This window comes from Loktanella gaetbuli (assembly GCF_020531945.1).
Classification (GTDB): Bacteria; Pseudomonadota; Alphaproteobacteria; order Rhodobacterales; family Rhodobacteraceae; genus Loktanella; species Loktanella gaetbuli.
On the sequence record NZ_JAJATZ010000003.1, the window covers coordinates 361,187 to 386,877 of the forward strand.

Consider the following 25,691-nt stretch of genomic DNA (forward strand, 5'->3'; position numbering starts at 1 on the left):
GGTTCAGGGTTCCAGCAGTTCGAGGTTGTTCAAGAGTTCTGCGTCGATCGCGCCGGTTTCGGGAAGGGTGATGGCGGTCGCATCGCGCAGTTCCGCGATGCGCGCCGTGATCGCCTCTTCCTGAATGGCGCTGCTGATTTCGCCGCGCACCTCTTCGAGGTCGGGGGCCGCCACGGGGCGGGTTTCGTTCAGCTTGATCACATGCCAGCCGAACTGGGTCTGCACCGGTGCGGACACCGCGCCCACCTCCATGTCAACGACGGCGGCCTCGAATTCGGGGACCATGGCACCGGTGCTGAACCAGCCCAATTCGCCGCCATTGGGGCCGGACGGTCCGGTGGACAGTTCCATCGCCAGCGCGGCGAAATCCTCGTCCGCTGCGCGCTCGGCTGCGGCCTGCGCCTCTTCTTCGGTTTCGACCAGCAGGTGGCTTGCGTTGTATTCGGTGGCGGGGTTCGCCTCGAATTCGGCAATGATTTCGTCATAGCGGGCCTGGACGGCCTCTTCGGTGACGGCCTCACCGGTCAGCGCGGTGATGACTTCACCGGCCTTGAGGGACCTTTCTTCGTTCGCCAGCGACAGGGCAACACGGGACGGCACATCGGTCAGCGATGCGGCCAGCAGTTCCTGCTGCACCAGCTGGTCGACGATGCCTTCGAACAGGACATCGGCGGGGAACTGGTCGTATTGCGCAGGCAATTGTGCGCGGGCGATGATCATTTCGCCCAGCGTGATTTCAGTGTCACCGACGGTGGCGACGACGGTGGATGCATCCTGTGCGACGGCGGTCTGCGCGCTGCCTGCGATGACGGCTGCGCCCATCAGGGCGGTCAGTCTGTTCATGGGGTCGTGTCCTTTCATCATTGCGCCAAAAACGAGCGCACGTTGACAGTATTGGGTCGGCCCCTTACATCGGCTGCAAGCCTTGAGGGGGCTGGTCTCGGCCCTGTTTAGGGGCGCAGGCGATAGCCTACAAGCAACCTCCTCTGTCATTCGGATCACATGGGCGCCATTCGCCCGCGGAGAGATTATGCTGGGTCTTGGAACCATCACCAAAAAGGTCTTTGGGACCGCCAATGATCGCAAGGTCAAATCCGTCCGCCCGCTGATCGCACAGATCAACGCGCTTGAGTCAGAATTCAGCGCCCTGACCGACGCCGAAATCATCGACCGCACCCGGAGCCTTCAGGACCGCGCCAAGGGTGGCGAAAGCCTGGATGCGCTACTGCCAGAAGCATTCGCCAACTGCCGCGAGGCCGCGCGCCGCGCACTGGGTCTGCGGGCGTTCGATACGCAGTTGATGGGCGGCATCTTCCTGCATCAGGGCAATATCGCCGAAATGAAAACCGGCGAGGGCAAGACGCTGGTCGCGACGTTCCCGGCCTATCTGAACGCGCTGTCGGGCGAAGGTGTGCATATCGTCACCGTGAACGACTACCTCGCACGGCGCGACGCCGAATGGATGTCCAAGGTCTATGCAGCCCTTGGCATGACCACCGGCGTCGTGGTCCCGCAGCAGCCCGACGAGGAAAAGAAACACGCCTACCAGTGCGACGTGACCTATGCCACGAACAACGAACTGGGGTTCGACTACCTGCGCGACAACATGAAATCCGAACTGTCGCAAATGTATCAGCGGCCGCATAACTTTGCGATCGTGGACGAGGTCGACAGCATCCTGATCGACGAGGCGCGCACGCCGCTGATCATTTCCGGCCCCGCGCAAGATCGGTCCGAGATGTACCGCGAAATCGACAAGATCGTGCCGGGCATCCAGGACGACCATTTCACGCTGGACGAGAAGACCCGTCAGGTGACTTATACCGACGAAGGCAACGATTATCTCGAGGACGCGCTGTCCCGTGCGGATCAGTTGCCAGAGGGTCAGTCGCTGTATGATCCCGAGAGCGCGTCACTGGTACATCACGTCAACCAGGCCCTGCGTGCGCACAAGCTGTTCACCAAGGACAAGGATTACATCGTGCGCGGCGATGACGTCGTGCTGATCGACGAATTCACGGGGCGCATGATGACGGGCCGCCGCCTGTCCGACGGTCTGCATCAGGCGATCGAGGCCAAAGAGGGCGTCCAGATCCGCCCTGAAAACGTGACCCTCGCATCCGTTACGTTCCAGAATTATTTCCGCCTGTACAACAAGCTGGCGGGTATGACCGGCACCGCGCTGACCGAGGCCGACGAATTCCGCGAGATCTACCGCCTTGGTGTGGTCGAGGTGCCGACAAACAAGCCCATCGCGCGGCAGGATGAAAACGATCAGGTCTACCGGACCGCAGTCGAGAAATTCAACGGCGTGGTCGAGGAAATCAAGACCGCGCACGCCAAGGGGCAGCCGGTCCTTGTTGGCACCACGTCGATCGAAAAATCCGAATTCCTGTCGCAACTGCTGACCAAGGAAGGCATCACGCACAACGTGCTGAACGCCCGTCAGCATGAACAAGAGGCGCAGATCATCGCCGATGCCGGCAAGATCGGGGCAGTGACCATCGCGACCAACATGGCCGGCCGCGGCACCGACATCCAGCTGGGCGGCAACGTCGAAATGAAGGTTCAAGAGGCGCTGGCCGAAAATCCGGATGCCGATGTCGATGCCTTGCGTCAGAAGATCGAGGCTGACCACGCCGACGAGAAATCACGTGTGCTCGAGGCTGGCGGTCTGTTCGTGCTGGCAACCGAACGTCACGAAAGCCGCCGGATCGATAACCAGCTGCGCGGACGTTCGGGCCGTCAGGGCGATCCGGGCCGGTCGGTGTTTTTCCTCTCGCTCGAGGATGACCTGATGCGGATTTTCGGGTCCGAGCGTCTGGAAAAGGTGCTGTCCACGCTGGGCATGAAAGAGGGCGAGGCGATCGTCCACCCTTGGGTGAACAAGTCGTTGGAACGTGCCCAGGCCAAGGTCGAGGGTCGCAACTTTGACATCCGCAAGCAATTGCTGAAATACGACGACGTGATGAACGAACAGCGCAAGGTCATCTTTGGCCAGCGCCGCGAGATCATGGAAGCGCAGGATCTGTCCGAAATCACCGCTGACATGCGTCATCAGGTGATCGAGGATATGGTCGATGACTTCATGCCGCCAAAATCCTACGCCGATCAATGGGATACCGAGGGGCTGAGCGCCGAGGTCAAACGCGTTCTGGGTGTCGACGCCCCCGTCACCGCATGGGGCGAAGAAGAAGGCGTTGATAATGCCGATATGCGCGAGCGTCTGGAAAAAGCCAGCGACGACGCCATGGCCGAAAAAGAGGCGTCCTTTGGCGCGGACACCATGCGCAGCGTGGAAAAGCAGATCCTGCTGCAAACTATCGACACCAAATGGCGTGAACATCTTGTGACGCTGGAACACCTGCGGTCTGTGGTGGGTTTCCGTGGCTACGCCCAGCGTGACCCGCTGAACGAATACAAGACCGAAGGTTTCCAGCTGTTCGAACGTCTGCTGGACGGTCTGCGGATCGATGTGACCGAAAAACTGTCTCAGATCAGGCCGATGTCGCCCGAACAGCAGCAGCAGTTGATCGCCCAGATGAAGGCGCAGGCCGCCGCGCGTGCGGATGCCAGCCTAGAACGGGCGACCTCGGCCCAGACGCCGGGCGACGCCTCGGCGCGTGCAGGTTTCGTCGAGGACGACCCCAAGACCTGGGGCAATCCTGGCCGGAACGATGCCTGCCCCTGCGGGTCGGGCAAAAAGTTCAAGCATTGTCACGGTCAGGTCTGACGCGGCATCAGGAAAACCTGTCCGGGTCCGGCCCACGGGCGTGACCCGGACAGAGACATTGACCCAACTGGCCGAGTTCTGGCTGACATGGCCACCCACGCCACGGGCGACCCGTCGGTTAAGGTTTTTGCCCGATGATCACCTATTTTGACTATGATCTGCGCTGATCGCGACATCTACGCTGCCGCATTCATGCCACGTTAATTCCGCGAGTCCGTCCCGCTGACGACACGGGGGAATGTCACATCTGCCCCAAGTCATTGGACGAGGAGTGGGACATGCGGACCAAGATGAAGAAATATGCCACAGCCGGGCTGACGTTTTCCGCAGCACTCGGCATTGGTACGGTCATGCAATACGGCGACGCACTTGCGTCGCGCATCGGCGGCGACGACGCACCGCAGGCGATGACACAGCCGCCCGTACGCACCGCAACCGCAGCCCCAGGCATGATTCCGCTGCCCAAGGCAGCGCCCGAACCTGCGGTGGCGATTGAACCGGTTGCAGCGACCCCATCCGCGCCCGTCCTGCAGACACCAGAGGCCATGCCCCTGCCTCAGATCAAATCTGTAGAGGCTGCGCCAGAAGTGGTTGCAGAACCAGAGGGTGAGATCGAGGTCGAAATCGCCGATTGCAACCCCAAAATGGCTGCTCAGGTGCTGCCGATCGCGATGGTGCAGATCACATTGACGGACACTTGCCGTCCGAACGAAGCCGTCACGATCCATCATCGTGGCATGATGTTTCAGAACCTGACCGACGATGACGGTGCATTGGTCGTGACGGTGCCGGCACTGGCGCGTAACGCGCTGTTCGTGGCTGATTTCGGCACGGGTCTTGGGGCTGCTGCCAGCGCGGACGTGTCCGACATCGACCAATACGACCGTGCCGTGCTGCAATGGCAGGGTGCAGAGGATATTCAGTTGCACGCCCTCGAGTTTGGCGCGGCATATTTCGAGGACGGCCATATCTGGAACGGCGCAACCGGCGATCTGGCCGCTGCGGAATTCGGAACAGGCGGAGTCCTGACGCCGTTGGGTGATCCGGCGATCAGCGACGGTTTCATGGCCGAGGTCTATACATTCCCAAGCGGGTCCAATGCCCGCGATGGCAATGTGGCACTCAGCGTCGAGGCAGAAGTGACAGCAGGAAATTGCGGTCGTCAGGTCGCGGCTCAAAGCCTCCAGGTGGTTCCGGGCAAGCCCACGGATGCGACCGATCTGGTAATGTCGATGCCCGATTGCGATGCAGTTGGTGAATTTCTGGTGTTGAATAATATGTTCGAGGACCTGACACTCGCGGCACGATGAATGCACGCGACAGGTTCCGATCCATCTTGAAAAGTGCGGCAGCTTCGGTTGCCGCACTTTTCGCGTGCCTGTCCCCACTGGCTGCCCAAGAGGTGACGATCACCTCGGCGCAGGGAGGGCTAAGCGTGACGGGGCGGATCGTCAGTTACGACGGGCAATACATGCGCGTAGAATCGGACTATGGTCCGCTGACGGTCGACTACACCACGGTGCAATGCAGCGGTGCTGCATGCCCTGACCCCGCAAAATACGTGCCGCGGTTGCGCATCTCTGGCGAGGCGCGCGCGACCGAAATCCTGTTGCCGGCGCTGCTGGACGGATTCGCCAGACAGGCTGACCTGACGGCACAGCAGATCGTGACGGACGATATGCTATCCGGAATTATGTTGCTGGATGCCCAGAATGCGCCCGTGCTGGACGTGCCTGTCCTGCCATCCAATTCCGCCGAGGCGTTTGCAGATTTGGTGACCTTTCGGGCCGATGCCGCGCTGTCGTTCCGGGAAATCCTTGATGTTGAAAACCAGCGGGCAGCTGACGTGGGCCTCGCGGATTTGCGCGGGTTGGGCCATGCGTTCATCCTTGGGATTGATGCATTGGTGCCCATCGTGTCCCCGCTCAACCCGCAACGCAGGATCGACCCCGGTCTGCTGGATGCGGCCTTTACCGGGGATGTGACGGTCTGGCCCGATGGCACGCCGTTGTCATTGCATCTGGGGCCCGAACTTGACGGGCAAGCGGATGCCTTTCTTGCCAGTCTGCCGGGGGATGCCGCATTCTTGACCCGGCACGGTGACGCTGCCGCCCTGAGTGCCGCTGTGGCAGAGGATGTCGGGGCGCTGGGCGTCACCGCCCTGTCGGAAACCGGTGTGGCCCAGGCTGTCAGTCTGGTCGATACCTGCGGTCTGGTCAGTGCGCCGCGTATCAGCAGCATCAAGACGCAGGATTACCCGCTGACCACCCCACTGTTCCTGACGTTGGCCCAGCAGCGGCAGCCGCAGATCGTCCTTGATTTCCTGAGCTACCTGCGCAGCCCCGAGGCGCATCTGATCATTCGCCGCGCGGGTCTTGTGGATTTGGGTGTGGTGCCCATTCCGCTGGATGGGCAAGGCGGGCGGCTTGCCCATGCGATCACGATTGCAGGCGTGGATACGCCACTGACCGAATTGCAGCGCATGGTGCAACTGATGCACGCCCGCGCGCGGTCGTCGCTGACGTTCCGCTTTGATGTCGGCACCGCGACGCTGGATCCTGTCTCGAACGCAAACCTGTTGACGCTGGCTCATGACATCCGGGCGGGACTGTATGATGGGCGTGACATTCTGCTGATCGGCTTCAGTGACGGCGAGGGGCCGGCGCTTGCCAATCTGGAACTCTCTGGGGAACGTGCGACGCGTGTCCGTGACCGCCTGCTGGATGTCCTGGGTGATGATTTGCCCGAAACCGTACAGATCGACACGGCAGCCTTTGGAGAGGCGCTGCCCATCGGTTGCGACGACACAGCCCGCGGTCGTCAGGCGAATCGCCGGGTTGAAGTCTGGATCGGCGACTAAAGAAGACCTTCTGCGCGGAATGACAATTCGCGTGATTTCCCGATGATCAGATGATCGTGCACCGTGATGCGCATGGTTTCCGCAGCGGCGGCGATCTGCCGTGTCATGGCGATATCGGCGTCGGATGGGGTCGGGTCGCCCGAGGGATGGTTGTGCACAAGGATCAGCGATGCCGCGTTCAGTTCCAGCGCGCGTTTCACGACCTCGCGCGGATAGACGGGAACATGGTCGATGGTGCCACTGGCCTGTGCCTCGTCCGCGATCAGCGTGTTGCGGGTATCCAGAAAAAGGATGCGGAATTGTTCGGTATCCCGATGCGACATGACCGTATGGCAGTAGTCCAGCAGCGCATCCCAGCTGGACACGACGTGTCGCTGCATCACGCGGCCACGCGCCATGCGATGGGTCGCCGCCTCGACCAGTTTCAGGTCCGTGATGACCGCATCGCCTACGCCCTTGATCCTGCCCAACCTGTCTGGGGTGGCGGAGAGCACGCCGTTCAAGTCGCCAAAGTGGTCGATCAACGCCCGCGCCAGCGGTTTCACGTCCTGCCGGGGGATGGACCGGAACAGCAGCAGTTCCAACATTTCGTAGTCAGGCAAGGCCGCCGCCCCGCCGGTGCGAAACCGGTCGCGCAATCGCGCCCGATGATCCCGCAGATAGGATGGCTGACGAGGGCCGCCGGATGGGCACGCCGCCTCGTCCGGGTCGCCAAAGATGGGAAGGGCATCCTGAAATCCAGTCATGCCATCAGAGTGACGCCAATGAATGAAGACAGGGTTAACCGCGATCCGGTGCGGCCTGAGATGACATCATAATCGTCCAAGAAAAACGGCCCGAACCATGCAGGTCCGGGCCGTTGTGGGTCGGTCAGACGGGGCGTTCAGCCCTTCATGGAATCCCAGAACCCTTTGACTGACTTGAAAAAACTGGACCCTTGCGGGTTGTTTTCCTTGGACAGTGTATCGAATTCGCGCAGGATTTCCTTCTGCCGCGAGGTCAGGTTCACAGGCGTCTCAACCGCCAGTTCGATGAACATGTCACCGGCACCGCCGCCACGCAGGGCGGGCATGCCCTTGCCGCGCAGGCGCATCTGACGCCCCGATTGCGACCCTTCGGGGATCTTGACCCTGCTGCGGCCACCGTCGATTGTCGGCACTTCGATTTCGCCACCCAGTGCAGCGGCTGCGATGCTGACAGGCACACGGCAGAACAGGTTCGATGATTCCCGTTCGAACAGCTGGTGATCCTCGACCTCGATAAAGATATACAGATCGCCCGCCGGTCCGCCGCGCATCCCAGCCTCGCCTTCGCCGGCCAGACGGATACGGGTGCCCGTTTCCACCCCGGCCGGGATGTTCACCGACAGGGATTTTTCCTTTTCCACACGTCCTGCGCCGTGGCACACGCGGCACGGATTTTTCACTGTCTGGCCTGCACCGTTGCAGGTCGGACAGGTCCGCTCCACTGTGAAAAAGCCCTGCTGCGCGCGCACCTTGCCCATGCCGGAACAGGTGGGGCAGGTGACCGGGTCGGACCCATCCTCTGCGCCCGATCCCTTGCAGCTGCCGCATTGCACGGCCGTTGGCACGTTGATCGTCTTTTGCTGGCCGGTGTAGGCATCTTCCAGCTTGACCCGCAGGTTATAGCGCAGGTCCGACCCGCGTGTCGCGCGCGCGCGCCCACCGCCGCGCTGGCCACCCATGAAATCGCCGAACAGGTCGTCGAACACGTCCGAAAAGGCGGATGCGAAATCACCCTGGCCCTGCGGTCCGCGCGGTCCGCCGCCACCGCCGCCCATGCCACCTTCGAACGCGGCGTGACCGTAGCGGTCATAGGCCGCCTTCTTGTTGGCGTCCTTGAGGACCTCGTAGGCCTCGTTGGCTTCCTTGAATTGCTCTTCTGCCTTGGGGTTGTCGGAATTGCGGTCGGGGTGCAGTTCCTTTGCCTTCTGGCGGTAGGCTTTCTTGATCTCGGCCGCATCTGCGCCACGCGCCAGCCCGAGAGTTTCGTAGTAATCGCGTTTTGCCATTGTGTTCCCCTCTGGGAATGGAAAAAGACCGGCCCGGTTAAAGGGGCCGGTCTATTCCGTCAGGCGAATGCCTTAGTTGCGCTTTTCGTCGTCCAGATCTTCAAAGTCGGCGTCGAGGATGTCGTCATCCGCATCGGCCCCCTTTGGTTCATCCGACCCGCCGTCCTCGGCCTCTTGGCTGGCCTTGTAGATGGCCTCGCCCAGCTTCATCGCGGATTCGGTGACGTTCTGGATGCCGGACTTGATCTTGGCGGAATCGTTCTTTTCCAGATCGTCCTTGAGGGCGGCAATGGCCAGCTCGATCGCCTCGATCGTGGTCGGATCGACCTTGTCCGCATGCTCTTCCATCGACTTTTCGGTCGAGTGAATCAGGCTCTCTGCCTGGTTCTTGGCTTCGACCAGTTCGCGGCGTTCCTTGTCGGCGTCCGCGTTGGCCTCTGCATCCTTGACCATTTCCTCGATGTCCTCGTCGGACAGGCCGCCGGACGCCTGGATGGTGATCGTCTGTTCCTTGCCGGTGCCCTTGTCCTTGGCACCCACGGACACGATGCCGTTGGCGTCGATGTCAAAGGTGACTTCGATCTGGGGCATGCCGCGCGGTGCGGGCGGGATACCTTCGAGGTTGAACTGACCCAGCATCTTGTTGTCGGCCGCCATCTCGCGCTCACCCTGGAAAACACGCAGGGTCACGGCGTTCTGGTTGTCCTCGGCGGTCGAGAACGTCTGCGACTTTTTCGTCGGGATCGTCGTGTTGCGATCGATCAGACGGGTGAACACACCGCCCAGCGTTTCGATACCCAGCGACAGCGGGGTCACGTCCAGCAGCACCACGTCCTTGACGTCGCCCTGCAGCACACCGGCCTGAATGGCGGCACCCATGGCAACCACCTCATCGGGGTTCACGCCCTGATGCGCCTCTTTGCCAAAGAACTTGGCGACTTCTTCCTTAACCTTGGGCATGCGGGTCATGCCGCCGACGAGGACGACCTCGTCGATGTCACCGACGGACAGGCCGGCATCCTTCAGCGCGTCCTTGCACGGTTTGATCGAATTCTTGATCAGGTCGGACACCAGGCTTTCCAGCTTGGCGCGGGTCAGTTTCATGACCATGTGCAGCGGCTGGCCGTTGGATCCCATCGAGATGAAGGGCTGGTTGATTTCGGTCGAAGAAGAGCTGGACAGCTCGATCTTGGCCTTTTCAGCAGCTTCCTTCAGACGCTGAAGCGCCATCTTGTCCTTGGTCAGATCGACGGAATGCTCTTTCTTGAACTCGTCAGCGAGGTAGTTGACGATCCGCATGTCGAAATCTTCACCACCCAGGAACGTGTCACCGTTGGTGGATTTCACTTCGAACAGGCCGTCGTCGATTTCCAGGATGGTCACGTCGAACGTACCGCCACCCAGGTCATAGACGGCGATCGTCTTGGTGTCTTTCTTGTCCAGACCATAGGCCAGTGCGGCGGCGGTCGGCTCGTTGATGATGCGCAACACTTCCAGACCGGCGATTTTGCCTGCGTCCTTGGTGGCCTGACGCTGGGCGTCGTTGAAATAGGCGGGCACCGTGATGACGGCCTGCGTGACTTCTTCGCCAAGATAGCTCTCGGCGGTTTCCTTCATCTTGCCCAGGATGAATGCAGAGATCTGCGACGGGGAATACTTCTCGCCCTTGGCGGATACCCATGCGTCGCCATTGCCGCCGTCGACCACGTCGAACGGCATGTTCTTCTTGTCCTTGGCCAGATCCTGATCGTCGAACCGACGACCGATCAGGCGCTTGACGGCGAAAATCGTGTTTTCGGGGTTGGTGACGGCCTGGCGTTTCGCCGGCTGGCCCACAAGGCGCTCGTCATCCGTGAACGCGACGATCGACGGCGTGGTGCGGGCACCTTCGCTGTTTTCGATCACGCGTGGTTTGCTGCCATCCATGATGGCAATGCAGGAGTTGGTCGTACCGAGGTCGATACCGATCACTTTGGCCATGGTTCAAATCCCTTTAACATCAGGCGGTTTGAGAGGCGCAGACCCATTGCGGCACCTGCGCCCGATTTGATTTCAGGTGCGAGGCAGAGCCTTTCACACCGACTGGCCGTATATAGGAGGGGGTTCGGGGGCCTGCAACCGGGGGTGTCGCACCAATTGCCTAGAATTTTTGCATGGCCGTCTTGCCGGTGCGTCAGCAATCAGCGTGCCGCGTTCCACGATGCAGAGGCCTGACGCCGCGTATAGAATTCGCCCAGCAGGCCCAGCACCAGCAGGACGATCGCAACCTTGACCGGATAGCTGACGTTGGAATTATAGGGGTGATAGTTCTCAAACACGAAGCCGCGCATCTGGTCGATGCAGTGAAACAGCGGGTTCCAGTCGAACATCACCAGCATCGACGCAGGCAGGGCGTTGGCCAGAAACATCTTGCCGCTGGCGATCATGTTCACCCGCCCATAGATCGAACTGCCGATTTTCGCAAATTCCGGCATCCAGGGTTTGATCGCGAGGAAAATCGTGCCCACGGCGCAGCCTGAAAACCACGCCAGAATCACCATGCCCAGCGCGCCGATAGGCTGGTCGATATATACGGGCGTGAACAGGACGTGGTAGAAAAACAGCACCACAAGGATCGACAGGATTTGAAGATACAGCGCCGACAGAGCCGATGCGCAGATCGCGATTACCGTGTTCATCGGCGCGTGTTGCATCATCGCGCTGGCCGGGCCTTCGGACTGGACGATGGCGTTCATCGCCTTGGTATGGCTCATGTACAGGAAAATACCCGACATGATGTACAGCAGGAAATCACCACGCACCGCGGCACCGCGCATCCCCAGCAGCATGAACATCGCGTAGAAACTGAGGACGAAAAGCACCGTCTGGAAAATGTTCAGAACCAGACCCATCAGCGCGTTGCGATGGCTCTTGCGGATGTCGCGGACGGCACTGTGGTAGATCAATTCCATCATGCCAAAGACGGTGCGCGTCCGTGTTCTGCGAAGATCGGGTTGAAACATTTCACTGCCTTGCGGGTCTGTTGACGAAATTCTTGCCGTCCGTCTGCCGCCACAGCATAAGGGCCGCAGCATTGTTCATCAATCAATTCAACGTGTGGCCCAGGATTGCGAAGAAAGTATGACCATGGATTTTGAAAAGCTGACCGCCGTGATGCGTCGCCTCTCGCTCGAGGCGGGTGACCGCATCATGGAAATCTATGACAGCCCCGATTTCGAGGTCCGTTCCAAATCCGACGACAGCCCCGTGACGGCGGCGGACGAGGCGGCCGACGCAATCATCAGCGCGGGCCTGCGCGCGGCCTTTCCCGATGTGGCGCTGGTCACCGAGGAACAATCAAAGACGCATGGTGAGACAGCCAGCACGTTCCTGATCGTCGATCCGCTGGACGGCACCAAGGAATTCATCAAACGCCGTGGCGATTTCACCGTGAACATCGCCTATGTGGTCGATGGCGCGCCGATCCGGGGCGTCGTCTATGCCCCGGCCAAGGGCCGCATGTTCTATACGCAGGCCGACGGCACCACGGTCGAGGAACTGGGACCATTCGACAAGGACACCGTGGGCGAGATCGAGGCCATCAGCGTGTCGCGTCCCGACAACAATGCGCTGCTGGTGGTGGCATCGAAATCGCACCGTGATCAGGCGACGGACGACTACATCGACCTGTACATGGTCAAGGACATGAAATCTGCGGGCTCCTCGCTGAAATTCTGCCTGATCGCCACCGGAGAGGCGGATCTCTATCCCCGTCTGGGTCGTACGATGGAATGGGATACCGCTGCCGGTCATGCGGTGCTGAACGGTGCGGGTGGTCGTGTCGTCCGGTTCGATAACCACCAGCCGCTGCAATACGGCAAGGACGGTTTCGCCAACCCGTTCTTTATCGCCTATTCGCCCGATGTGGACTTGCTGACATCATGAGTGTCGTCATCGTCATTCCCGCCCGCTACGCCTCGACCCGTTATCCGGGCAAGCCGCTGGTGGATCTGCGCGGTGCCAATGGGACTGCGCGCAGCCTGATCCGTCGCAGCTGGGATGCCGCGATGACGGTCACGGGCGTGGACCGCGTGGTGGTCGCCACCGATGATGACCGTATTCGGGACGCGGCTCAGGCCTTCGGCGCAGAGGTCGTGATGACGCCCGTGTCCTGCGCCAACGGCACCGAACGCTGTGCCGCGGCACTGGACGCGCTGGGCAACCCCGAAATCGTCGTGAACCTGCAAGGCGACGCGCCGCTGACGCCCGCATGGTTCGTCGAGGAACTGGTCGCTGGTCTGCGTGCAAACCCAGACGCGATGGTCGCCACGCCTGTCCTGCAAACCGAAGGGGCAGCCCTGCGCGGGTTCCTCGAGGACCGTCAGGCGGGCCGCGTTGGCGGGACGACGGCCGTATTCGGCGCGGCGATGAACGCGCTTTATTTTTCCAAGGAAGTCATCCCCTACCGGGGTGAAACCTACGCTGACGATGCCATGACGCCCGTCTGGCATCACGTGGGTGTCTATGCCTACCGCCCCGATGCGCTACGGGCCTACATGACCTGGCCCACTGGTCCGTTGGAAACCCTCGAAGGGTTGGAGCAACTGCGGTTCCTGGAACAGGCGCAGCGCGTGCTCTGCGTCAAGGTCGCGGCCAAGGGGCGCGAGTTTTGGGAGCTGAACAACCCAGAGGATGTTCCCCGGATCGAGGCGATGCTGGCCAAGATGGGACTGGACTAACATGCTGCCTGCCAGCGTCGTCGTTGTCAGCCACGGCCGACCCGACGCGCTGCGGCGCTGCCTGACGGGTCTGGCGCAAATCGACTACCCGGACGTCGAGGTGATCGTGGTTGCCGATGCGACCTCTGCGCCTGCGGTGATGTCGTCGGGTCTGGCTGACGTGATCCGACTGGTACGATTCGATACGCCCAACATCTCGGCTGCGCGCAACGCAGGCGTGGCACAGTCAACGGGTGATCTGATTGCATTCATCGACGATGACGCCGTGCCCGAACCGCGCTGGCTGTCGCATCTGCTGGCCCCGTTGCAGGACGGCAGCGTCACGGTTGCCGGGGGTTTCGTGCGCGGTCGCAACGGGATCAGTTTCCAGTGGCGCGGGCGGATGGTGTTCGGTGACGGGCAGGCCGTGCCGCTGCCGGTCAAGGGTGACCGTCCGGTTCTTGTGCAGGGGTCTGTGGGGCGTGCGGCCAAGACCGAAGGCACGAACATGGCCGTGCGCCGCGATGCCTTGATGGCGCTCGGCGGTTTCGATCCTGCCTTTGAATTCTATCTGGATGAAACGGACGTGAACCTGCGACTGGCTGCACGCGGCGCGGTCACGGCGTTGGTGCCGCTGGCGCAGGTGCATCACGGCTATGCTGCCAGCCCGCGCCGCACGGCCGGACGTGTGCCGCGCAATCTGTTCCAGATCGGTGCCAGCCTTGCGGTGTTCCTGCGCAAACACGGTCCAACCCGCAACCCGTCCCGCGTTCTGCACCGTGCCGAACAACGCAGACGCCTCTTGGGCCATATGGTTGCCGGGCACATGATGCCGGGGGACGTGCGCCGAATCCTCGCGACCTTTGACGCGGGTTGGGCGGCTGGCATGACCCGCCCGTTGGGGCAGATTGCGCTTGTCGAGGGCCCCCGGGACCGTTTGCGTTTTCCCACGACGGTGCGGCCGCACGATGTCATGTCGGGACGTTTCTGGCAGGCGTCACGCTTGCGGGATGAGGCGCGCGCGCGGGTCAGCGGCGGGGCCGTCGTGACGCTGTATCTGTTTTCGTTTTCGGGCCTGTTTCATCGGGTCCGGTTCACTGACGCAGGCGTTTGGGAACAATCTGGCGGGCAGTTCGGCCGATCAGACAGGGATGCGCCGATCCTGACGTTCGTGACGGCCCGTGCGCGTTCCCTGCGCGAGGCGCAGCGCGTCCATGATCTGCGTGTGCCGCAGGTGCAAAAGTCGAATGTAAATTAAAACAACTTGTCTTGGATTTATTGCTTCTCTGGCCTAGACGCTATCCTGACTTGCCAGAATATTCATTTCCGAGGCCCAAATGCGCAAAAAAGTAACCAAAGCGATCTTTCCCGTAGCTGGCATGGGAACGCGATTTCTGCCGGCTACAAAGGCCGTGCCCAAGGAAATCATGACGCTGGTTGACCGCCCGCTGGTGCAATACGCCATCGACGAGGCACGCGAGGCGGGAATCAAGGAATTCATTTTCGTCACCGCGCGCGGCAAGAACGCGCTTGAGGATTATTTCGACAACGCGCCAGAGCTTGAAAACCGCCTGCGCAAGGACGGCAAGCTGGAGCTGCTGGAAACACTGAAATCCACCAACATGGAAAGTGGTGCCATCGCCTATATCCGCCAGCACAAGGCGATGGGGCTGGGCCACGCCGTCTGGTGTGCACGTCGCCTGATCGGGAACGAACCCTTTGCCGTGATGTTGCCGGATGACGTGATCGCCGGCGACAAATCCTGCCTTGCGCAGATGGTCGAGGCCTACAACGAATGCGGTGGGTCGATGGTCGCCACGATGGAGGTCGCCCCCGAGCAGACGAAATCCTACGGCGTTCTGGACGTGGACGACAAGGCCGTGACCCAGGATGACCGTCTGGTCCGTGCCAAGGGTATGGTCGAAAAACCCGCGGCAGGCACCGCACCGTCGAACCTGGCGGTGATCGGCCGCTACATCCTGACACCCGATGTCATGTCGAACCTGAACGACATCGGACGCGGGTCCGGCAACGAGGTGCAATTGACCGACGCCATCGCCGCCGAGATCACCCAGAACCGTGACGTCTTTGGTTACCGGTTCGAGGGACAACGCTACGATTGCGGGTCCAAGGCCGGCTATCTGGAGGCGACCGTCGCCTTTGCTCTCGCGAATGCAGAGCTGGGCGATGATTTCCGTGCCTATCTCAAACGCGTTGTTGCCGATTCCTGACATGACCCGGACTCGCCTGCTGGACATCTCTCGTCTTGTGTCCAGGGCTGGTTTGACCCCGACAGGCGTGGATCGCGTCGAATTGGCCTATGTGGATGCATTCCTCGCGGACACACAGACGCCCGTCTACGGGCTGGCCCGAACGGCGCTGGGACTGGCCTTGCTGGATCGCAAGGGTCTGACGGCATTTGCCACAGCCTGCCGGACCGGGTCGTTCGATCTGCCTGACATCCTGTCGCGCCTGAACGGCAATCTGACGCCTGCCGCGCGTCGTGGTCAGTCCTTTGTGCGCTGGCGGGCGGTGGACCGGTGCAGGCCGCACCGATTGGGCCGCATGCTCGACCGGCTGGGAAGCGGATTATCCTATTACAACGTGGGCCACAGCAATCTGACCGGGCAGCTGTTGCGCACGTTGTCGAACCACGATGGATCGCGGGTCACTGTCTTGATCCACGATACGATTCCGCTGGATCATCCCGACATGCAGCGCCCCAAGTCTGTTCCGCGGTTTCGCAAGATGCTGACAGCTGCGTTGAACCACGCCGATCAGCTGATCTGCACGACCCAGGCCGCGGCGAATGACCTGCGCCGCCATGCCGGACCGCGTGCCGGTCAGCTTGATGTGGTTGTGGCCCCGTTGGGTGTGACACCGCCCAGACCCGCGCCCGAGGAAATCCCCTACCGTCTGTCGCCGGTACGTCCCTATTTCATGGTCGTCGGCACGATCGAACCTCGCAAGAACCATGCGCTGCTGTTGGATATCTGGCAGGACTGGGGACCTGGCGCGCCGGATCTGCTGATCTGCGGTCGCCGTGGCTGGCTGAACGAGGACGTGTTCCGCAGGCTGGACGAGGGCGTGCCCCACGTCAAAGAGGCACACGATCTGAGCGATGGTGCCATCGCCGCGCTGCTGGCCGGGTCACAGGGGTTGCTGTTTCCCTCCTTTGCCGAAGGCTACGGCCTGCCCCCGATCGAGGCGGCGGCGCTGGGCGTGCCGGTCATCTGCGCCGACCTTGCGGCCTGCCGCGAGGCGATGGGCGACTGGCCCGTTTACCTGAACCCCTCGGATCGCTATGAATGGAGCATAGAGATCAGGACGCTTCTGGATCATGCGCCGGCACGCCGTACATCAAGGCGCGACGCGCCGTCATGGAAGCAACATTTTGATACTGTGTTAACGTCAGCGCCGTAGTGTTGGCGTCGTTTCGGATGGTGAAAGGTTCGCGGTGGGTGCGTGGGAGTCCTACAAGCTGAGGGTCCAGCGACAGCGTTGGCTTGTCCGCGCTATTCGTAAGCGTCGGGAACTGAAATCAGTCGCGAACCGCACGTCGCAGATCAAGCCTGACGACATCATCGTCTATTCGACATTTCGTAACGAAAACATCAGGTTACCATATTTTCTGGAATATTACCGTCGGCTGGGGGTTAACCATTTCATCATGGTGGACAACGCCAGCACCGATGGTGGTGGCGAATTTCTGCGGGATCAGCCGGATGTCACCCTGTTCCGCACCGGTGCCAGTTACAAACGGGCCCGTTTCGGCGTGGATTGGCTGAACTGGCTTCAGTGCAAATACGGGCACGGTCATTGGACACTGGTGGTCGATCCCGATGAATTGCTGGTCTATCCGTTCTGCGACACCCGACCACTGCGTGCCCTGACCGACTGGCTGGATGCATCGTCGATCAAATCGTTCGGTGCGATGCTGGTCGACATGTATCCCAAGGGACGGGTCGATGATCTGCCGTACCGGCGTGGTGCTGACCCGCTACAGATCGCGGAATGGTTCGACAGCGGCAATTACACCATCAACCGCAACCCGCGGTTCGGTAATTTGTGGATTCAGGGTGGCCCACGGTCGCGCACGTTCTTTGCAGGTGAACCCGAACGCGCCCCGGCGCTGAACAAGATCCCGCTGGTGAAATGGAATCGCCGCTACGCCTACGTCAGTTCGACCCACATGCTGTTGCCGCGCGGCCTGAACCTCGTTTACGACGAGTGGGGCGGCGAAAAGGCCTCTGGTGCATTGCTGCATACCAAGTTCCTCTCGACCTTTTCCGACAAGGCCAAGGAGGAAATGGAACGCAAGCAGCACTATGCCAACAGTCTGGAATATCGGGCCTACGCCAGTGACGATTCACCTGACCTTTGGTGCACGTGGTCGGAACGTTATATCAATTGGCGGCAGCTCGAAATTCTGGGGCTCATGTCCAAGGGGAACTGGGCATGACGCTGGGTGTGATCATGCTGGTGCACACTGCCTTTGACCGCGCGGAACAGGTGGCGCGGCACTGGGTCAGCGGTGGCTGTCCCGTGGTGATCCACGTGGACAAGAATGTCAGCGACGCCCGGTTCAAGATCTTTCGCGCCGCACTTGCGGATGTGGACATGATCAAGTTCTGCAAACGCCATCGCTGCGAATGGGGCACATGGGGCATCGTGGCGGGCACGCAGTCCGCAGCCGAAGTGATGCTGAGCAGCTTTGCGGATGTGCGCCACGTCTATCTGGCCTCGGGGTCGTGCATGCCACTGCGCCCCGTGCGCGAATTGCGCCGCTATCTCGACAGCCGGCCCCGCACCGATTTCATCGAAAGCGCGACAACGGCCGATGTGCCCTGGACGGTCGGCGGACTGGATCAGGAACGTTTCACGCTGCGGTTCCCGTTTTCGTGGCGGACCAATCGCTACATGTTCGACAAATACGTGGCATTCCAGCGCGCGATCGGTTTCCGACGCAAGATTCCGGATGGGCTGGTCCCGCACATGGGATCGCAGTGGTGGTGCCTGACCCGGCAGACCCTGTCGGCGATCCTGCAGGACCCTGATCGTCCGCTGTATGACAAATACTTTTCGCGGGTCTGGATTCCCGACGAAAGCTATTTCCAGACGCTTGCCCGCAGCTATTCCTTCAACATCGAAAGCCGGTCATTGACGCTGTCGAAATTCGACTTTCAGGGCAAACCGCACATCTTTTACGACGATCACCTGCAATTGCTGCGGCGGTCCGATTGTTTCGTGGCCCGCAAGATCTGGCCGCATGCAGACCGGCTTTATCAGGCATTCCTGTCGGATGACGCCGCCACGATGAAAGGCGCGGAACCCAATCCGGGCAAGATCGACCGCATCTTTGCCAAGGCCGTGGAACGGCGCACGCAAGGCCGCCGCGGCCTGTACATGCAAAGCCGTTGGCCAAATCAGGACTGGGAAAACGGGATAACAGCAGCCTCCTATTCTGTCTTTCAGGGGTTCACCGAACTGTTCGAGAATTTCGAACCCTGGCTGGCCAAGATTTCGGGCGCACGGGTGCATGGCCACCTATATGCGCCTGACCGGGTGCAGTTTGACGGACGGCAGACCTGTTTCAACGGGGCGCTGTCCGACAGCGCGCCGATGCGCGACCACAGCCCGCAGATGTTCCTGACCAACCTGATCTGGAACACCCGGGGCGAACGTCAGGCGTTTCAATACGGACCCGGTGACAGCCAGAACATCAACTGGATGCTGGCCAAGGATGGCAATGCGCAGGTGTCGGTCATTTCGGGCGCATGGGCGGTCCCGCTGTTCCAGTCGAACCGCAATTTTGCCGAATTGCGTCACGAGGCGGCACGCCTGCAAAAGATTGAAAACGATCACCTGACCGTGCTGCGGTCCCCCTGGACCAAGGCACGGGTGCGGATCTGGACGATGGCCGAATTCATCGAAACGCCGATGGAATCGCTTCAGACCATCGTTGACGAAATGACCGGAAAAACCACACGACGCCTGACAGAGGCACCCCGGATGCATGATCTGACCGGGTTCGGGCAATTCCTGCAAAACCTGAAAAATCAGGGGATGCACCCCTACCTTATGGGCGATTTCCCGGTCGAGGCTGCACCGCTCAATCAGTCGCCAAAGCCGCGCAAACCCTATCTGGTGAAATAACGTGTCAAAATACGACTACTTTATCCTGTTTGCGGAAATGCGGACCGGGTCCAATTTCCTCGAGGCGAACCTGAACAGTTTTGACGGCATTTCCTGTCTGGGCGAGGCGTTCAATCCGCATTTCATCGGGTATCCTGACACCGACAATGTGCTGGGCATCACGCAGCGCGAACGCGAGGACGATCCCCAGAAACTGATCGACGCCGTCATTGCTGCCCCCGGTCTGAACGGGTTTCGTTTCTTTAACGATCACGACCCAAGGGTGCTGGACATTGCGCTGACCGATCCGCGCTGCGCCAAGATCATTCTGACCCGCAATCCCGCCGACAGCTATGTCAGTTGGAAAATCGCGACGGCCACGGGCCAGTGGAAACTGACCAATGCGACCCACGCCAAAACCAGTCAGATCCGGTTCGATCCCGCCGAATTTGAACGTCATCTGACCGATTTGCAGGGCTTTCAGGTCAGGCTGATGAACACGCTGCAACGCACGGGCCAGACCGCTTTCTATGTCGCCTACGAGGACCTGCACGATGTCGAGGTGATGAACGGCCTCACGCTTTGGCTGGGGGTCGACAGCCAGATCACGGCCCTGAACAAGAAGCTGAAGAAACAGAACCCGATGCCGATGGCGGACAAGGTCGCGAATTTCGACGCGATGGAAACCACCCTTGCGCGTCTGGACCGGTTCAACCTGACCCGGACGCCAAATTTCGAACCGCGCCGTGGCCCGATGATCCCGACGTATATCGCTGCGGCACATAGCCCGCTGTTGTATATGCCTCTGAAATCTGGCCCCACGGCTGCGATATCCGACTGGCTGGCGCGTCTGGACAAGGTTCCGGTCGATGATCTGTTGCAGTCCTTCAGTCAGAAAACGTTGCGCGAATGGCTGCGCGGCAACCCTGCGCATCGCAAATTTACCGTGGTCAGGCACCCGGTGATCTGGGCCCATACCGCATTCTGCGAACGGATCGTGTTCAACGGCAAAGGCAGTTTCACCGAGATTCGCGGCACCTTGCGCAAGATGAACGGTGTCGATGTGCCGGACGGCGGGCCACAGCCCGAAACCCATCCGACCTACAACATGGCCGCGCACAAGATCGCGTTCCTCGCCTTTTTGAAATTCCTGCGCAACAACCTGTCTGCGCAGACAGCGGTGCGCACGGATGCCGCATGGGCGTCGCAACTGTCGCTGTTGCAGGCCATGTCGGATTTCGGATTGCCGGATGTGATCGTGCGCGAAACCGGTCTGCGCGGTGATCTGGCGCGGCTGGCCGGACAGGTCGGTCACGACACGATGCCAGAGGTGCCGACAGTCACGGACCCCTACGCCGCGCGCCTCGAGGCGATTTACGACGCGGATATCGAGGCCGCGGCCCGCGACACCTATGGCAAGGATTACGAATCCTTTGGCTTCGGCAGCCTGCGCTGATCAGGCGGCTTGTGACGCGGTCGCTTCGGTCAGGATCATGTGCAGCGTCGCGGGTTCGACGTTCGCGCGCAACTTGGCGCAGACGTCGGGGTTGCGCAGTGTCCGCGACACCAGTGCAAGCGCCTTGAGGTGATCGACACCCGCCTCTGACGGGGCCAGCAGCGCGAACACCAGATCGACCGGCTGCCGGTCGATCGAGTCAAAGTTCAGGGGTTTTTCCAGCCGCAAGAAGACGCCGCGCACGGCCTCGACCTGATTCAGCCGCGCATGGGGCAGGGCGATGCCATGTCCGACACCGGTCGGCCCCAGCCCCTCACGTTCGATCAGGGCCTCGGTGACGTCGCTGGCGGGGACACTGTAGGTCTGCTCCGCCAGCACGCCCAATTCATGAAACAGTCGTTTCTTGCTGGAACATCCGCCAAGGGTCTTGATCGCGCTTTGTTGCAAGATTTCTGCGAGCTGCATCACAATTCCCCAGGACGGCTGACGGACTACTCCTCACGCGTGTGAGGATCGACCCATCCAATGTTTCCGTCTTCCCGTCTATAAACTACATTGATCCGGTTGTGTTTTTCGTTGCGAAAAACCAGCACCGGGCTGCTTGCGAGTTCCATTTGCATGACCGCTTCACCGACAGACAGCGACGGGATCTTGGCTTCCGTTTCTGCCACGATCACGGGTACGTCGCTGGTCTGCTCTGTCTCGTCGTTGTCATCTGTCGTTGCGGCGAGGATATACGCGCCACCTCCAGAGATTTCAACCGGATCGGGACGGTCCCTGTGATGGTCTTTCAACCGGCGCTTGTAGCGGCGCAGCTGCTTGTCCATTTTTTCGCAACAAGCGTCAAAAGCGGCATAGATTTCAGGGTCGCGGGCGGTGGCCTGCACCGTCAGGCCGGTCGACAGATGAACGACGGCCTCGGCAACGAATTCATGGCCGGTCTTGGAAAAAACCACGATCGCCTCGGTCGGGCGGCCCGCATATTTTGACAGCGTTTCACCCATCTCGGTCTGCACGTGGGTTTGCAGCGCCTCGCCGATGTCGATTTGCTTGCCACTGATTTGATAGCGCATGGTTTTCTCCTTGGATGGTCGTGCAGGCGTGCAGGTACCGCGCCCTCAGGCGGTGGCACCGATGTCGTTTCTGCGGGTGAAAAATGAAGAAAATGGTCTGCCTGATCCGCCGAACCGGTCCTTTTCAGACGCGGTGGGGACGAAAAAGAAAGGGGATCCATTCATCGTCATCCCTTGAATGAAGCGCTGAAACCGCCCGTGTGTCAATGGCGTATCAATTCACGCGAAAGCTGTCGCCCAGATAGACGCGGCGCACGTTCTCGTCCTTGACGACTTCTTCGGCGGTGCCGGACATCAGAACCTTGCCGTCATTCAAAATATAAGCGCGATCAACGATTTGCAGCGTTTCCTGCACGTTGTGGTCGGTAATCAGAACGCCGATTCCACGGTTTTTCAGATCTGCGACCAATCCGCGGATTTCCGCGACCGCGATCGGGTCCACCCCGGCAAAGGGTTCGTCCAGCAGCACGTATTTCGGCCCTGCCGCCAGACATCGCGCGATTTCCGCGCGGCGGCGTTCGCCGCCCGACAGCGCGACCGACGGCGCCCGGCGCAGGTGGCTGATCGAAAATTCCGACAGCAGGCGTTCCAGCTTGTCGCGGCGGCGTTTCTTGTCGGGTTCGGCGATTTCCAGCACGGCAAGTATGTTGTCCTCGACCGTCAATCCACGAAAGATCGACATTTCCTGCGGCAGATAGCCGATGCCGCGGTTGGCACGGCGGTACATTGGCAATGTCGTGACATCCTCGCCATCGACGCTGACTTGCCCGCCTTCCAGCCGGATCAAACCGGCGATCAGGTAAAAACATGTGGTCTTGCCCGACCCGTTCGGGCCCAGCAACGCCACAACCTCGCCCTGGCCCAAATCCAGGCTCACATCGCGAATCACGGGCCGCTTGCGGTAGGATTTGCGCAGGTGGCGCACCACAAGCCCGCGATCACCACCGGGCACGGCGAGGTCTTTCATCAGTTGCCGCCTTGCTGAAACACGGTGCTGACCCGGCCCGACATCTGTGCGCGCCCTGTGTTCAGGTCGACGACCATGGTTTGCGAGGACAGCGCCGATGCGCCCTGCGTCAGCAGCACGTCACCGTTCAGTGTCAGCGTGCCGGCCTGCAGGTCATAGTCGGCGGTCTGCGCCTCTGCGGCTTCGGTTGCGGTGACGAATGTTACGCCGCCGCTGGCCTGCAACCTGGCAATGTCGCCGCTGTCAGCGCCATAAGTAACGTCGACCTGCGGCGCAGACAGGCGCAGATCGCCCTGTCCGATCACCACGTTGCCGCTGAACACGGCCGTGCCGGCGTCCTGGTCCACGTTCAGGTTATCCGCCGTCACCTCGACCGGGGCATTCGGATCGGCTGAAATGCCGCCCAGATTGATGTTGGTCTGCGCCAATGCGGGTCCGGCCAGCAGGGCCCAGATCAGGGCGGTCATTCGTTTCATGGTCATTCCTCGCCCGTTTGCTGCGGCACAAACACCAGCCGCACGCCGTCACTGAATTGCAGCTGCGTGCCCTGTCCGTTCCCGCTCAACTGTATCCGAGCCTGCCCCGCCGTCAAATCACCGTAAGGTGCCTTGATCGCCAATGCCCCGTCAGAGGTAATGACGCCCGTCGCGAGGTCGGCGTTCAGACCGGCGGTTTCCATCGCATACCCCGTAGACAGGTCCAGCCGTGCCAGGCCGGTCAGGGTCGCCTGCTGTGCAGCAGTGTTCATCGTGCCATTGCCCGCCGTCACCCGAAGCGATGTGCCGTCCAAACCGTCCAGGGCCAACCGGGGCCGCGTCACGTCCACGAGGTCGGGATCTGTCGCACCGGGCTGGGCCGAGGTCGCGGTAAGCGCGATACTGTCGCCCGTATCGGTCAGCCCGGTGAACCGGGGCGCACCGATCCGCTGTTCATCCGCCACCGCGTCGATCTGGGCAAACGGGATTTCAGTCTCCGCCGGGTCGCCGCGCGCAATCAGAAACAGCGTGGACAGCAGGATCAGCGCCCCCAGTGGCAGCAGGATGCGCAGCCAACCCACCACCTGTGTATGGAGGCTGATATCCCGTGACATGGCTCAGGCGACGCCCGCGCGCAGGCAGTCGTGGATATGCAGGATCCCCGCAATGCGGTTATCGGCATCAAGGGCGAACAGGCAGGTGATCTTGCGCGCGTTCATTACGCCGACGGCACGTTCGGCCAATGCACCCGCGGGCACGGTCGTGGGGTTCGGGGTCATCACTTCGGATGCGGTATGGTCCAGCAGGCCCTGCATGTGGCGACGCAAGTCACCGTCGGTAATCACACCGGCCAGCCCGCCGTCAGCGCTTGCGATGCCTGCGACGCCGAATCCCTTTTGGCTGATCGTCAGCAGCACCTCTCCCATCGGCGTGTCTGCGCTGACAAGGGGCAGCGCGTCGCCGGTGTGCATCAGGTCAGCGACCTTGGACAGGCGCGCGCCCAGCTTGCCGCCGGGATGCACGTCGCGGAAATTTTCCGGCGTGAATTTGCGGTGTTCCATCAGCGCGATGGCCAAGGCATCGCCCAGCGCCAAGGTCATCGTCGTCGAAATCGTAGGCACCACGCCGGTGCCGCAGGCCTCGCCCAGCTGCGGCAGGATCAGCGCGATGTCAGCCTGACGGCACAGCGTGCTTTCCGCGCGGCTGGCGACACCGATCAGCGGAATGTCATAGCGGCGGGTATAGGCCACGATATCGGACAATTCCGGGGTTTCACCCGAATTGGACAAGACGATCACCACATCGCCCCGCGCCAACATGCCCAGATCGCCGTGGCTGGCCTCGGCGGGGTGGACGAAATGCGCGGGCGTGCCGGTGCTGGCTAGCGTCGCGGCGATCTTCTTGCCGATATGGCCCGATTTGCCCATGCCGGAAATAATGATCCGGCCTGTCGCCTTCAGCAGCAGGGCAACAGCGGCATCGAAATCAGCACCAAGCGACCGCGACAGCGCAGTCAGCGCCGCGGCCTCTGCGTCGATGACCCGGCGGCCCACGGCCTGAAATGAATCTGCCCCGGACATCAGTGCGAAAAGATGTCAGTTTCAGGCCAGCCGACCAGATCGAGTTTCGCCCGCGTCGGCAGGAAATCGAAACAGGACTGGGCCAGATCCATGCGGCCTTCGCGTTCCAGCCGCAGGTTCAGCTCGTCCCGCAACTGATGCAGGTACAGCACATCGGATGCGGCATAATTCAACTGCGCCTCGGTCAGGGTTTCGGCACCCCAGTCGCTTTGCTGTTGGTGTTTGGAAATATCGACCCCGACCAGTTCCTGCAGCAGGTATTTCAGCCCGTGACGGTCGGTGAAGGTCCGCACCATCTTGGACGCGATTTTCGTGCAATAGACGGGCGCGGCCAGTGTACCGAATGCATGTTCCATCGCGGCGATGTCAAAGCGCCCGAAATGGAACAATTTCAGCACCTTTGGGTCGGCCAGCATCCGGCACAGGTTCGGGGCCTCTGTCTGGCCTTTGGCGACCTGCACCAGATGGCAGTCGCCGTCGCCGCCGGACATCTGGATCAGGCACAGCCGGTCGCGGTGTGGATTCAGGCCCATGGTTTCGCAATCGATGGCAACCACCGGTCCCAGATCCAGCCCGTCGGGCAGATCGTTTTGATACAGATGGTTCGCCATGGTGGTTCCGCTTTCCTTGGGTTCGCTGTCAGATAGGACGCTGTGGCGCCTCGCTCAACCCCCTTTGGCCT

Annotated in this window: 23 protein-coding genes; 11 read left to right on the forward strand and 12 right to left on the reverse strand. The window is 61.1% G+C overall.

Going from position 1 to position 25,691, the window contains the following annotated elements; translation table 11 throughout:
* Nucleotides 1-3: 3 nt before the first annotated feature.
* Nucleotides 4-843 carry a peptidylprolyl isomerase gene (locus LGQ03_RS08375; protein ID WP_226748039.1) on the reverse strand — a complete coding sequence of 280 codons (840 nt, stop codon included), beginning with the start codon at nt 841-843 and terminating at the stop codon, nt 4-6.
* A 187-nt stretch (nt 844-1,030) separates the two neighbouring features.
* Here LGQ03_RS08375 and secA point away from each other — a divergent pair, with 187 nt between their 5' ends.
* The 3 genes from secA (at nt 1,031) to LGQ03_RS08390 (ending at nt 6,593) form a co-directional block, all read left to right on the forward strand.
* The gene (secA, locus tag LGQ03_RS08380) at nt 1,031-3,733 is read left to right on the forward strand and encodes a preprotein translocase subunit SecA (protein WP_226748040.1); all 2,703 of its coding nucleotides are present in this window, start codon (nt 1,031-1,033) and stop codon (nt 3,731-3,733) included.
* 278 nt (nt 3,734-4,011) lie between these two features.
* Complete coding sequence (locus LGQ03_RS08385) at nt 4,012-5,043, forward strand: hypothetical protein (protein WP_226748041.1); 1,032 nt, start codon at nt 4,012-4,014, stop codon at nt 5,041-5,043.
* 26 nt (nt 5,044-5,069) lie between these two features.
* Nucleotides 5,070-6,593: a phosphate ABC transporter substrate-binding/OmpA family protein gene (locus LGQ03_RS08390; RefSeq protein WP_226748042.1), complete on the forward strand. Its 1,524-nt coding sequence runs from the start codon at nt 5,070-5,072 to the stop codon at nt 6,591-6,593.
* Here LGQ03_RS08390 and radC read toward each other — a convergent pair.
* The 4 genes from radC to LGQ03_RS08410 form a co-directional block, all read right to left on the reverse strand.
* The gene (gene radC / locus LGQ03_RS08395; RefSeq protein ID WP_226748043.1) at nt 6,590-7,339 is read right to left on the reverse strand and encodes a RadC family protein; all 750 of its coding nucleotides are present in this window, start codon (nt 7,337-7,339) and stop codon (nt 6,590-6,592) included. The two genes, LGQ03_RS08390 and radC, sit on opposite strands and share 4 nt — an antisense overlap.
* A 137-nt stretch (nt 7,340-7,476) precedes the next feature.
* The gene (gene dnaJ, locus LGQ03_RS08400) at nt 7,477-8,625 is read right to left on the reverse strand and encodes a molecular chaperone DnaJ (RefSeq protein WP_090158066.1); all 1,149 of its coding nucleotides are present in this window, start codon (nt 8,623-8,625) and stop codon (nt 7,477-7,479) included.
* A gap of 72 nt (nt 8,626-8,697) precedes the next feature.
* On the reverse strand, nt 8,698-10,605 hold the full coding sequence (dnaK, locus tag LGQ03_RS08405) for a molecular chaperone DnaK (RefSeq protein WP_090158065.1): 1,908 nt from the start codon (nt 10,603-10,605) through the stop codon (nt 8,698-8,700).
* A 200-nt stretch (nt 10,606-10,805) separates the two neighbouring features.
* Complete coding sequence (locus LGQ03_RS08410; protein WP_090158064.1) at nt 10,806-11,627, reverse strand: ABC transporter permease; 822 nt, start codon at nt 11,625-11,627, stop codon at nt 10,806-10,808.
* A gap of 124 nt (nt 11,628-11,751) precedes the next feature.
* Here LGQ03_RS08410 and cysQ point away from each other — a divergent pair, with 124 nt between their 5' ends.
* From cysQ to LGQ03_RS08450, 8 genes are all read left to right on the forward strand, one after another.
* Entirely contained in the window at nt 11,752-12,549 is a 798-nt protein-coding gene (cysQ, locus tag LGQ03_RS08415) for a 3'(2'),5'-bisphosphate nucleotidase CysQ (protein ID WP_226748044.1), read from the forward strand.
* Nucleotides 12,546-13,343 carry a 3-deoxy-manno-octulosonate cytidylyltransferase family protein gene (locus LGQ03_RS08420; RefSeq protein ID WP_226748045.1) on the forward strand — a complete coding sequence of 266 codons (798 nt, stop codon included), beginning with the start codon at nt 12,546-12,548 and terminating at the stop codon, nt 13,341-13,343. The genes cysQ and LGQ03_RS08420 overlap by 4 nt, the downstream gene beginning before the upstream one ends.
* Before the next feature lies 1 nt (nt 13,344).
* Nucleotides 13,345-14,580 carry a glycosyltransferase family 2 protein gene (locus LGQ03_RS08425; protein WP_226748046.1) on the forward strand — a complete coding sequence of 412 codons (1,236 nt, stop codon included), beginning with the start codon at nt 13,345-13,347 and terminating at the stop codon, nt 14,578-14,580.
* Nucleotides 14,581-14,659: 79 nt separating this feature from the next.
* Nucleotides 14,660-15,553, forward strand: coding sequence for a UTP--glucose-1-phosphate uridylyltransferase GalU (gene galU, locus LGQ03_RS08430; RefSeq protein ID WP_226748047.1), 894 nt, complete (start codon nt 14,660-14,662; stop codon nt 15,551-15,553).
* 1 nt (nt 15,554) lies between these two features.
* Nucleotides 15,555-16,745, forward strand: coding sequence for a glycosyltransferase family 4 protein (locus LGQ03_RS08435; RefSeq protein WP_226748048.1), 1,191 nt, complete (start codon nt 15,555-15,557; stop codon nt 16,743-16,745).
* A gap of 34 nt (nt 16,746-16,779) precedes the next feature.
* Entirely contained in the window at nt 16,780-17,784 is a 1,005-nt protein-coding gene (locus LGQ03_RS08440; protein ID WP_090158059.1) for a glycosyltransferase family 2 protein, read from the forward strand.
* A complete protein-coding gene (locus LGQ03_RS08445) occupies nt 17,781-19,478 on the forward strand; it encodes a beta-1,6-N-acetylglucosaminyltransferase (protein WP_226748049.1) in 1,698 nt (565 codons plus the stop codon). Before LGQ03_RS08440 ends, LGQ03_RS08445 begins: the two co-directional genes overlap by 4 nt.
* Before the next feature lies 1 nt (nt 19,479).
* Nucleotides 19,480-20,913: a nodulation protein NodH gene (locus LGQ03_RS08450; protein WP_226748050.1), complete on the forward strand. Its 1,434-nt coding sequence runs from the start codon at nt 19,480-19,482 to the stop codon at nt 20,911-20,913.
* Here the strand turns inward: LGQ03_RS08450 and LGQ03_RS08455 are convergent, their stop codons facing one another.
* From LGQ03_RS08455 to LGQ03_RS08485, 7 genes are all read right to left on the reverse strand, one after another.
* Nucleotides 20,914-21,378: a PTS sugar transporter subunit IIA gene (locus tag LGQ03_RS08455; RefSeq protein ID WP_056029705.1), complete on the reverse strand. Its 465-nt coding sequence runs from the start codon at nt 21,376-21,378 to the stop codon at nt 20,914-20,916. It abuts the gene before it with no gap.
* Between the two features lie 26 nt (nt 21,379-21,404).
* Entirely contained in the window at nt 21,405-21,986 is a 582-nt protein-coding gene (gene hpf / locus LGQ03_RS08460) for a ribosome hibernation-promoting factor, HPF/YfiA family (protein ID WP_226748051.1), read from the reverse strand.
* Nucleotides 21,987-22,200: 214 nt separating this feature from the next.
* Nucleotides 22,201-22,953, reverse strand: a complete 753-nt coding sequence (gene lptB, locus LGQ03_RS08465; protein ID WP_090158054.1) for an LPS export ABC transporter ATP-binding protein — start codon at nt 22,951-22,953, stop codon at nt 22,201-22,203.
* Nucleotides 22,953-23,435 (reverse strand): lipopolysaccharide transport periplasmic protein LptA, encoded by a 483-nt coding sequence (gene lptA / locus LGQ03_RS08470; RefSeq protein ID WP_226748052.1) that lies wholly within the window; start codon nt 23,433-23,435, stop codon nt 22,953-22,955. Before lptA ends, lptB begins: the two co-directional genes overlap by 1 nt.
* Entirely contained in the window at nt 23,432-24,043 is a 612-nt protein-coding gene (locus LGQ03_RS08475) for an LPS export ABC transporter periplasmic protein LptC (protein WP_226748053.1), read from the reverse strand. Before LGQ03_RS08475 ends, lptA begins: the two co-directional genes overlap by 4 nt.
* A 3-nt stretch (nt 24,044-24,046) precedes the next feature.
* Nucleotides 24,047-25,009 (reverse strand): KpsF/GutQ family sugar-phosphate isomerase, encoded by a 963-nt coding sequence (locus LGQ03_RS08480; RefSeq protein ID WP_226748054.1) that lies wholly within the window; start codon nt 25,007-25,009, stop codon nt 24,047-24,049.
* Nucleotides 25,009-25,620: a ribonuclease D gene (locus LGQ03_RS08485; RefSeq protein ID WP_090158050.1), complete on the reverse strand. Its 612-nt coding sequence runs from the start codon at nt 25,618-25,620 to the stop codon at nt 25,009-25,011. Before LGQ03_RS08485 ends, LGQ03_RS08480 begins: the two co-directional genes overlap by 1 nt.
* Nucleotides 25,621-25,691 lie beyond the last annotated feature (71 nt).

Coding starts and splice junctions, on each gene's coding strand:
- LGQ03_RS08455 (WP_056029705.1), bottom strand. CDS start 21,378: ATGCAGCTCGCAGAAATCTTGCAACAAAGCGCGATCAAGACCCTTGGC.
- LGQ03_RS08445 (WP_226748049.1), top strand. CDS start 17,781: ATGACGCTGGGTGTGATCATGCTGGTGCACACTGCCTTTGACCGCGCG.
- dnaK (WP_090158065.1), bottom strand. CDS start 10,605: ATGGCCAAAGTGATCGGTATCGACCTCGGTACGACCAACTCCTGCATT.
- LGQ03_RS08425 (WP_226748046.1), top strand. CDS start 13,345: ATGCTGCCTGCCAGCGTCGTCGTTGTCAGCCACGGCCGACCCGACGCG.
- LGQ03_RS08385 (WP_226748041.1), top strand. CDS start 4,012: ATGCGGACCAAGATGAAGAAATATGCCACAGCCGGGCTGACGTTTTCC.
- galU (WP_226748047.1), top strand. CDS start 14,660: ATGCGCAAAAAAGTAACCAAAGCGATCTTTCCCGTAGCTGGCATGGGA.
- dnaJ (WP_090158066.1), bottom strand. CDS start 8,625: ATGGCAAAACGCGATTACTACGAAACTCTCGGGCTGGCGCGTGGCGCA.
- LGQ03_RS08480 (WP_226748054.1), bottom strand. CDS start 25,009: ATGTCCGGGGCAGATTCATTTCAGGCCGTGGGCCGCCGGGTCATCGAC.
- LGQ03_RS08420 (WP_226748045.1), top strand. CDS start 12,546: ATGAGTGTCGTCATCGTCATTCCCGCCCGCTACGCCTCGACCCGTTAT.
- cysQ (WP_226748044.1), top strand. CDS start 11,752: ATGGATTTTGAAAAGCTGACCGCCGTGATGCGTCGCCTCTCGCTCGAG.
- LGQ03_RS08475 (WP_226748053.1), bottom strand. CDS start 24,043: ATGTCACGGGATATCAGCCTCCATACACAGGTGGTGGGTTGGCTGCGC.
- secA (WP_226748040.1), top strand. CDS start 1,031: ATGCTGGGTCTTGGAACCATCACCAAAAAGGTCTTTGGGACCGCCAAT.
- hpf (WP_226748051.1), bottom strand. CDS start 21,986: ATGCGCTATCAAATCAGTGGCAAGCAAATCGACATCGGCGAGGCGCTG.
- radC (WP_226748043.1), bottom strand. CDS start 7,339: ATGACTGGATTTCAGGATGCCCTTCCCATCTTTGGCGACCCGGACGAG.
- lptA (WP_226748052.1), bottom strand. CDS start 23,435: ATGACCATGAAACGAATGACCGCCCTGATCTGGGCCCTGCTGGCCGGA.
- LGQ03_RS08435 (WP_226748048.1), top strand. CDS start 15,555: ATGACCCGGACTCGCCTGCTGGACATCTCTCGTCTTGTGTCCAGGGCT.
- LGQ03_RS08375 (WP_226748039.1), bottom strand. CDS start 843: ATGAACAGACTGACCGCCCTGATGGGCGCAGCCGTCATCGCAGGCAGC.
- LGQ03_RS08485 (WP_090158050.1), bottom strand. CDS start 25,620: ATGGCGAACCATCTGTATCAAAACGATCTGCCCGACGGGCTGGATCTG.
- lptB (WP_090158054.1), bottom strand. CDS start 22,953: ATGAAAGACCTCGCCGTGCCCGGTGGTGATCGCGGGCTTGTGGTGCGC.
- LGQ03_RS08410 (WP_090158064.1), bottom strand. CDS start 11,627: ATGTTTCAACCCGATCTTCGCAGAACACGGACGCGCACCGTCTTTGGC.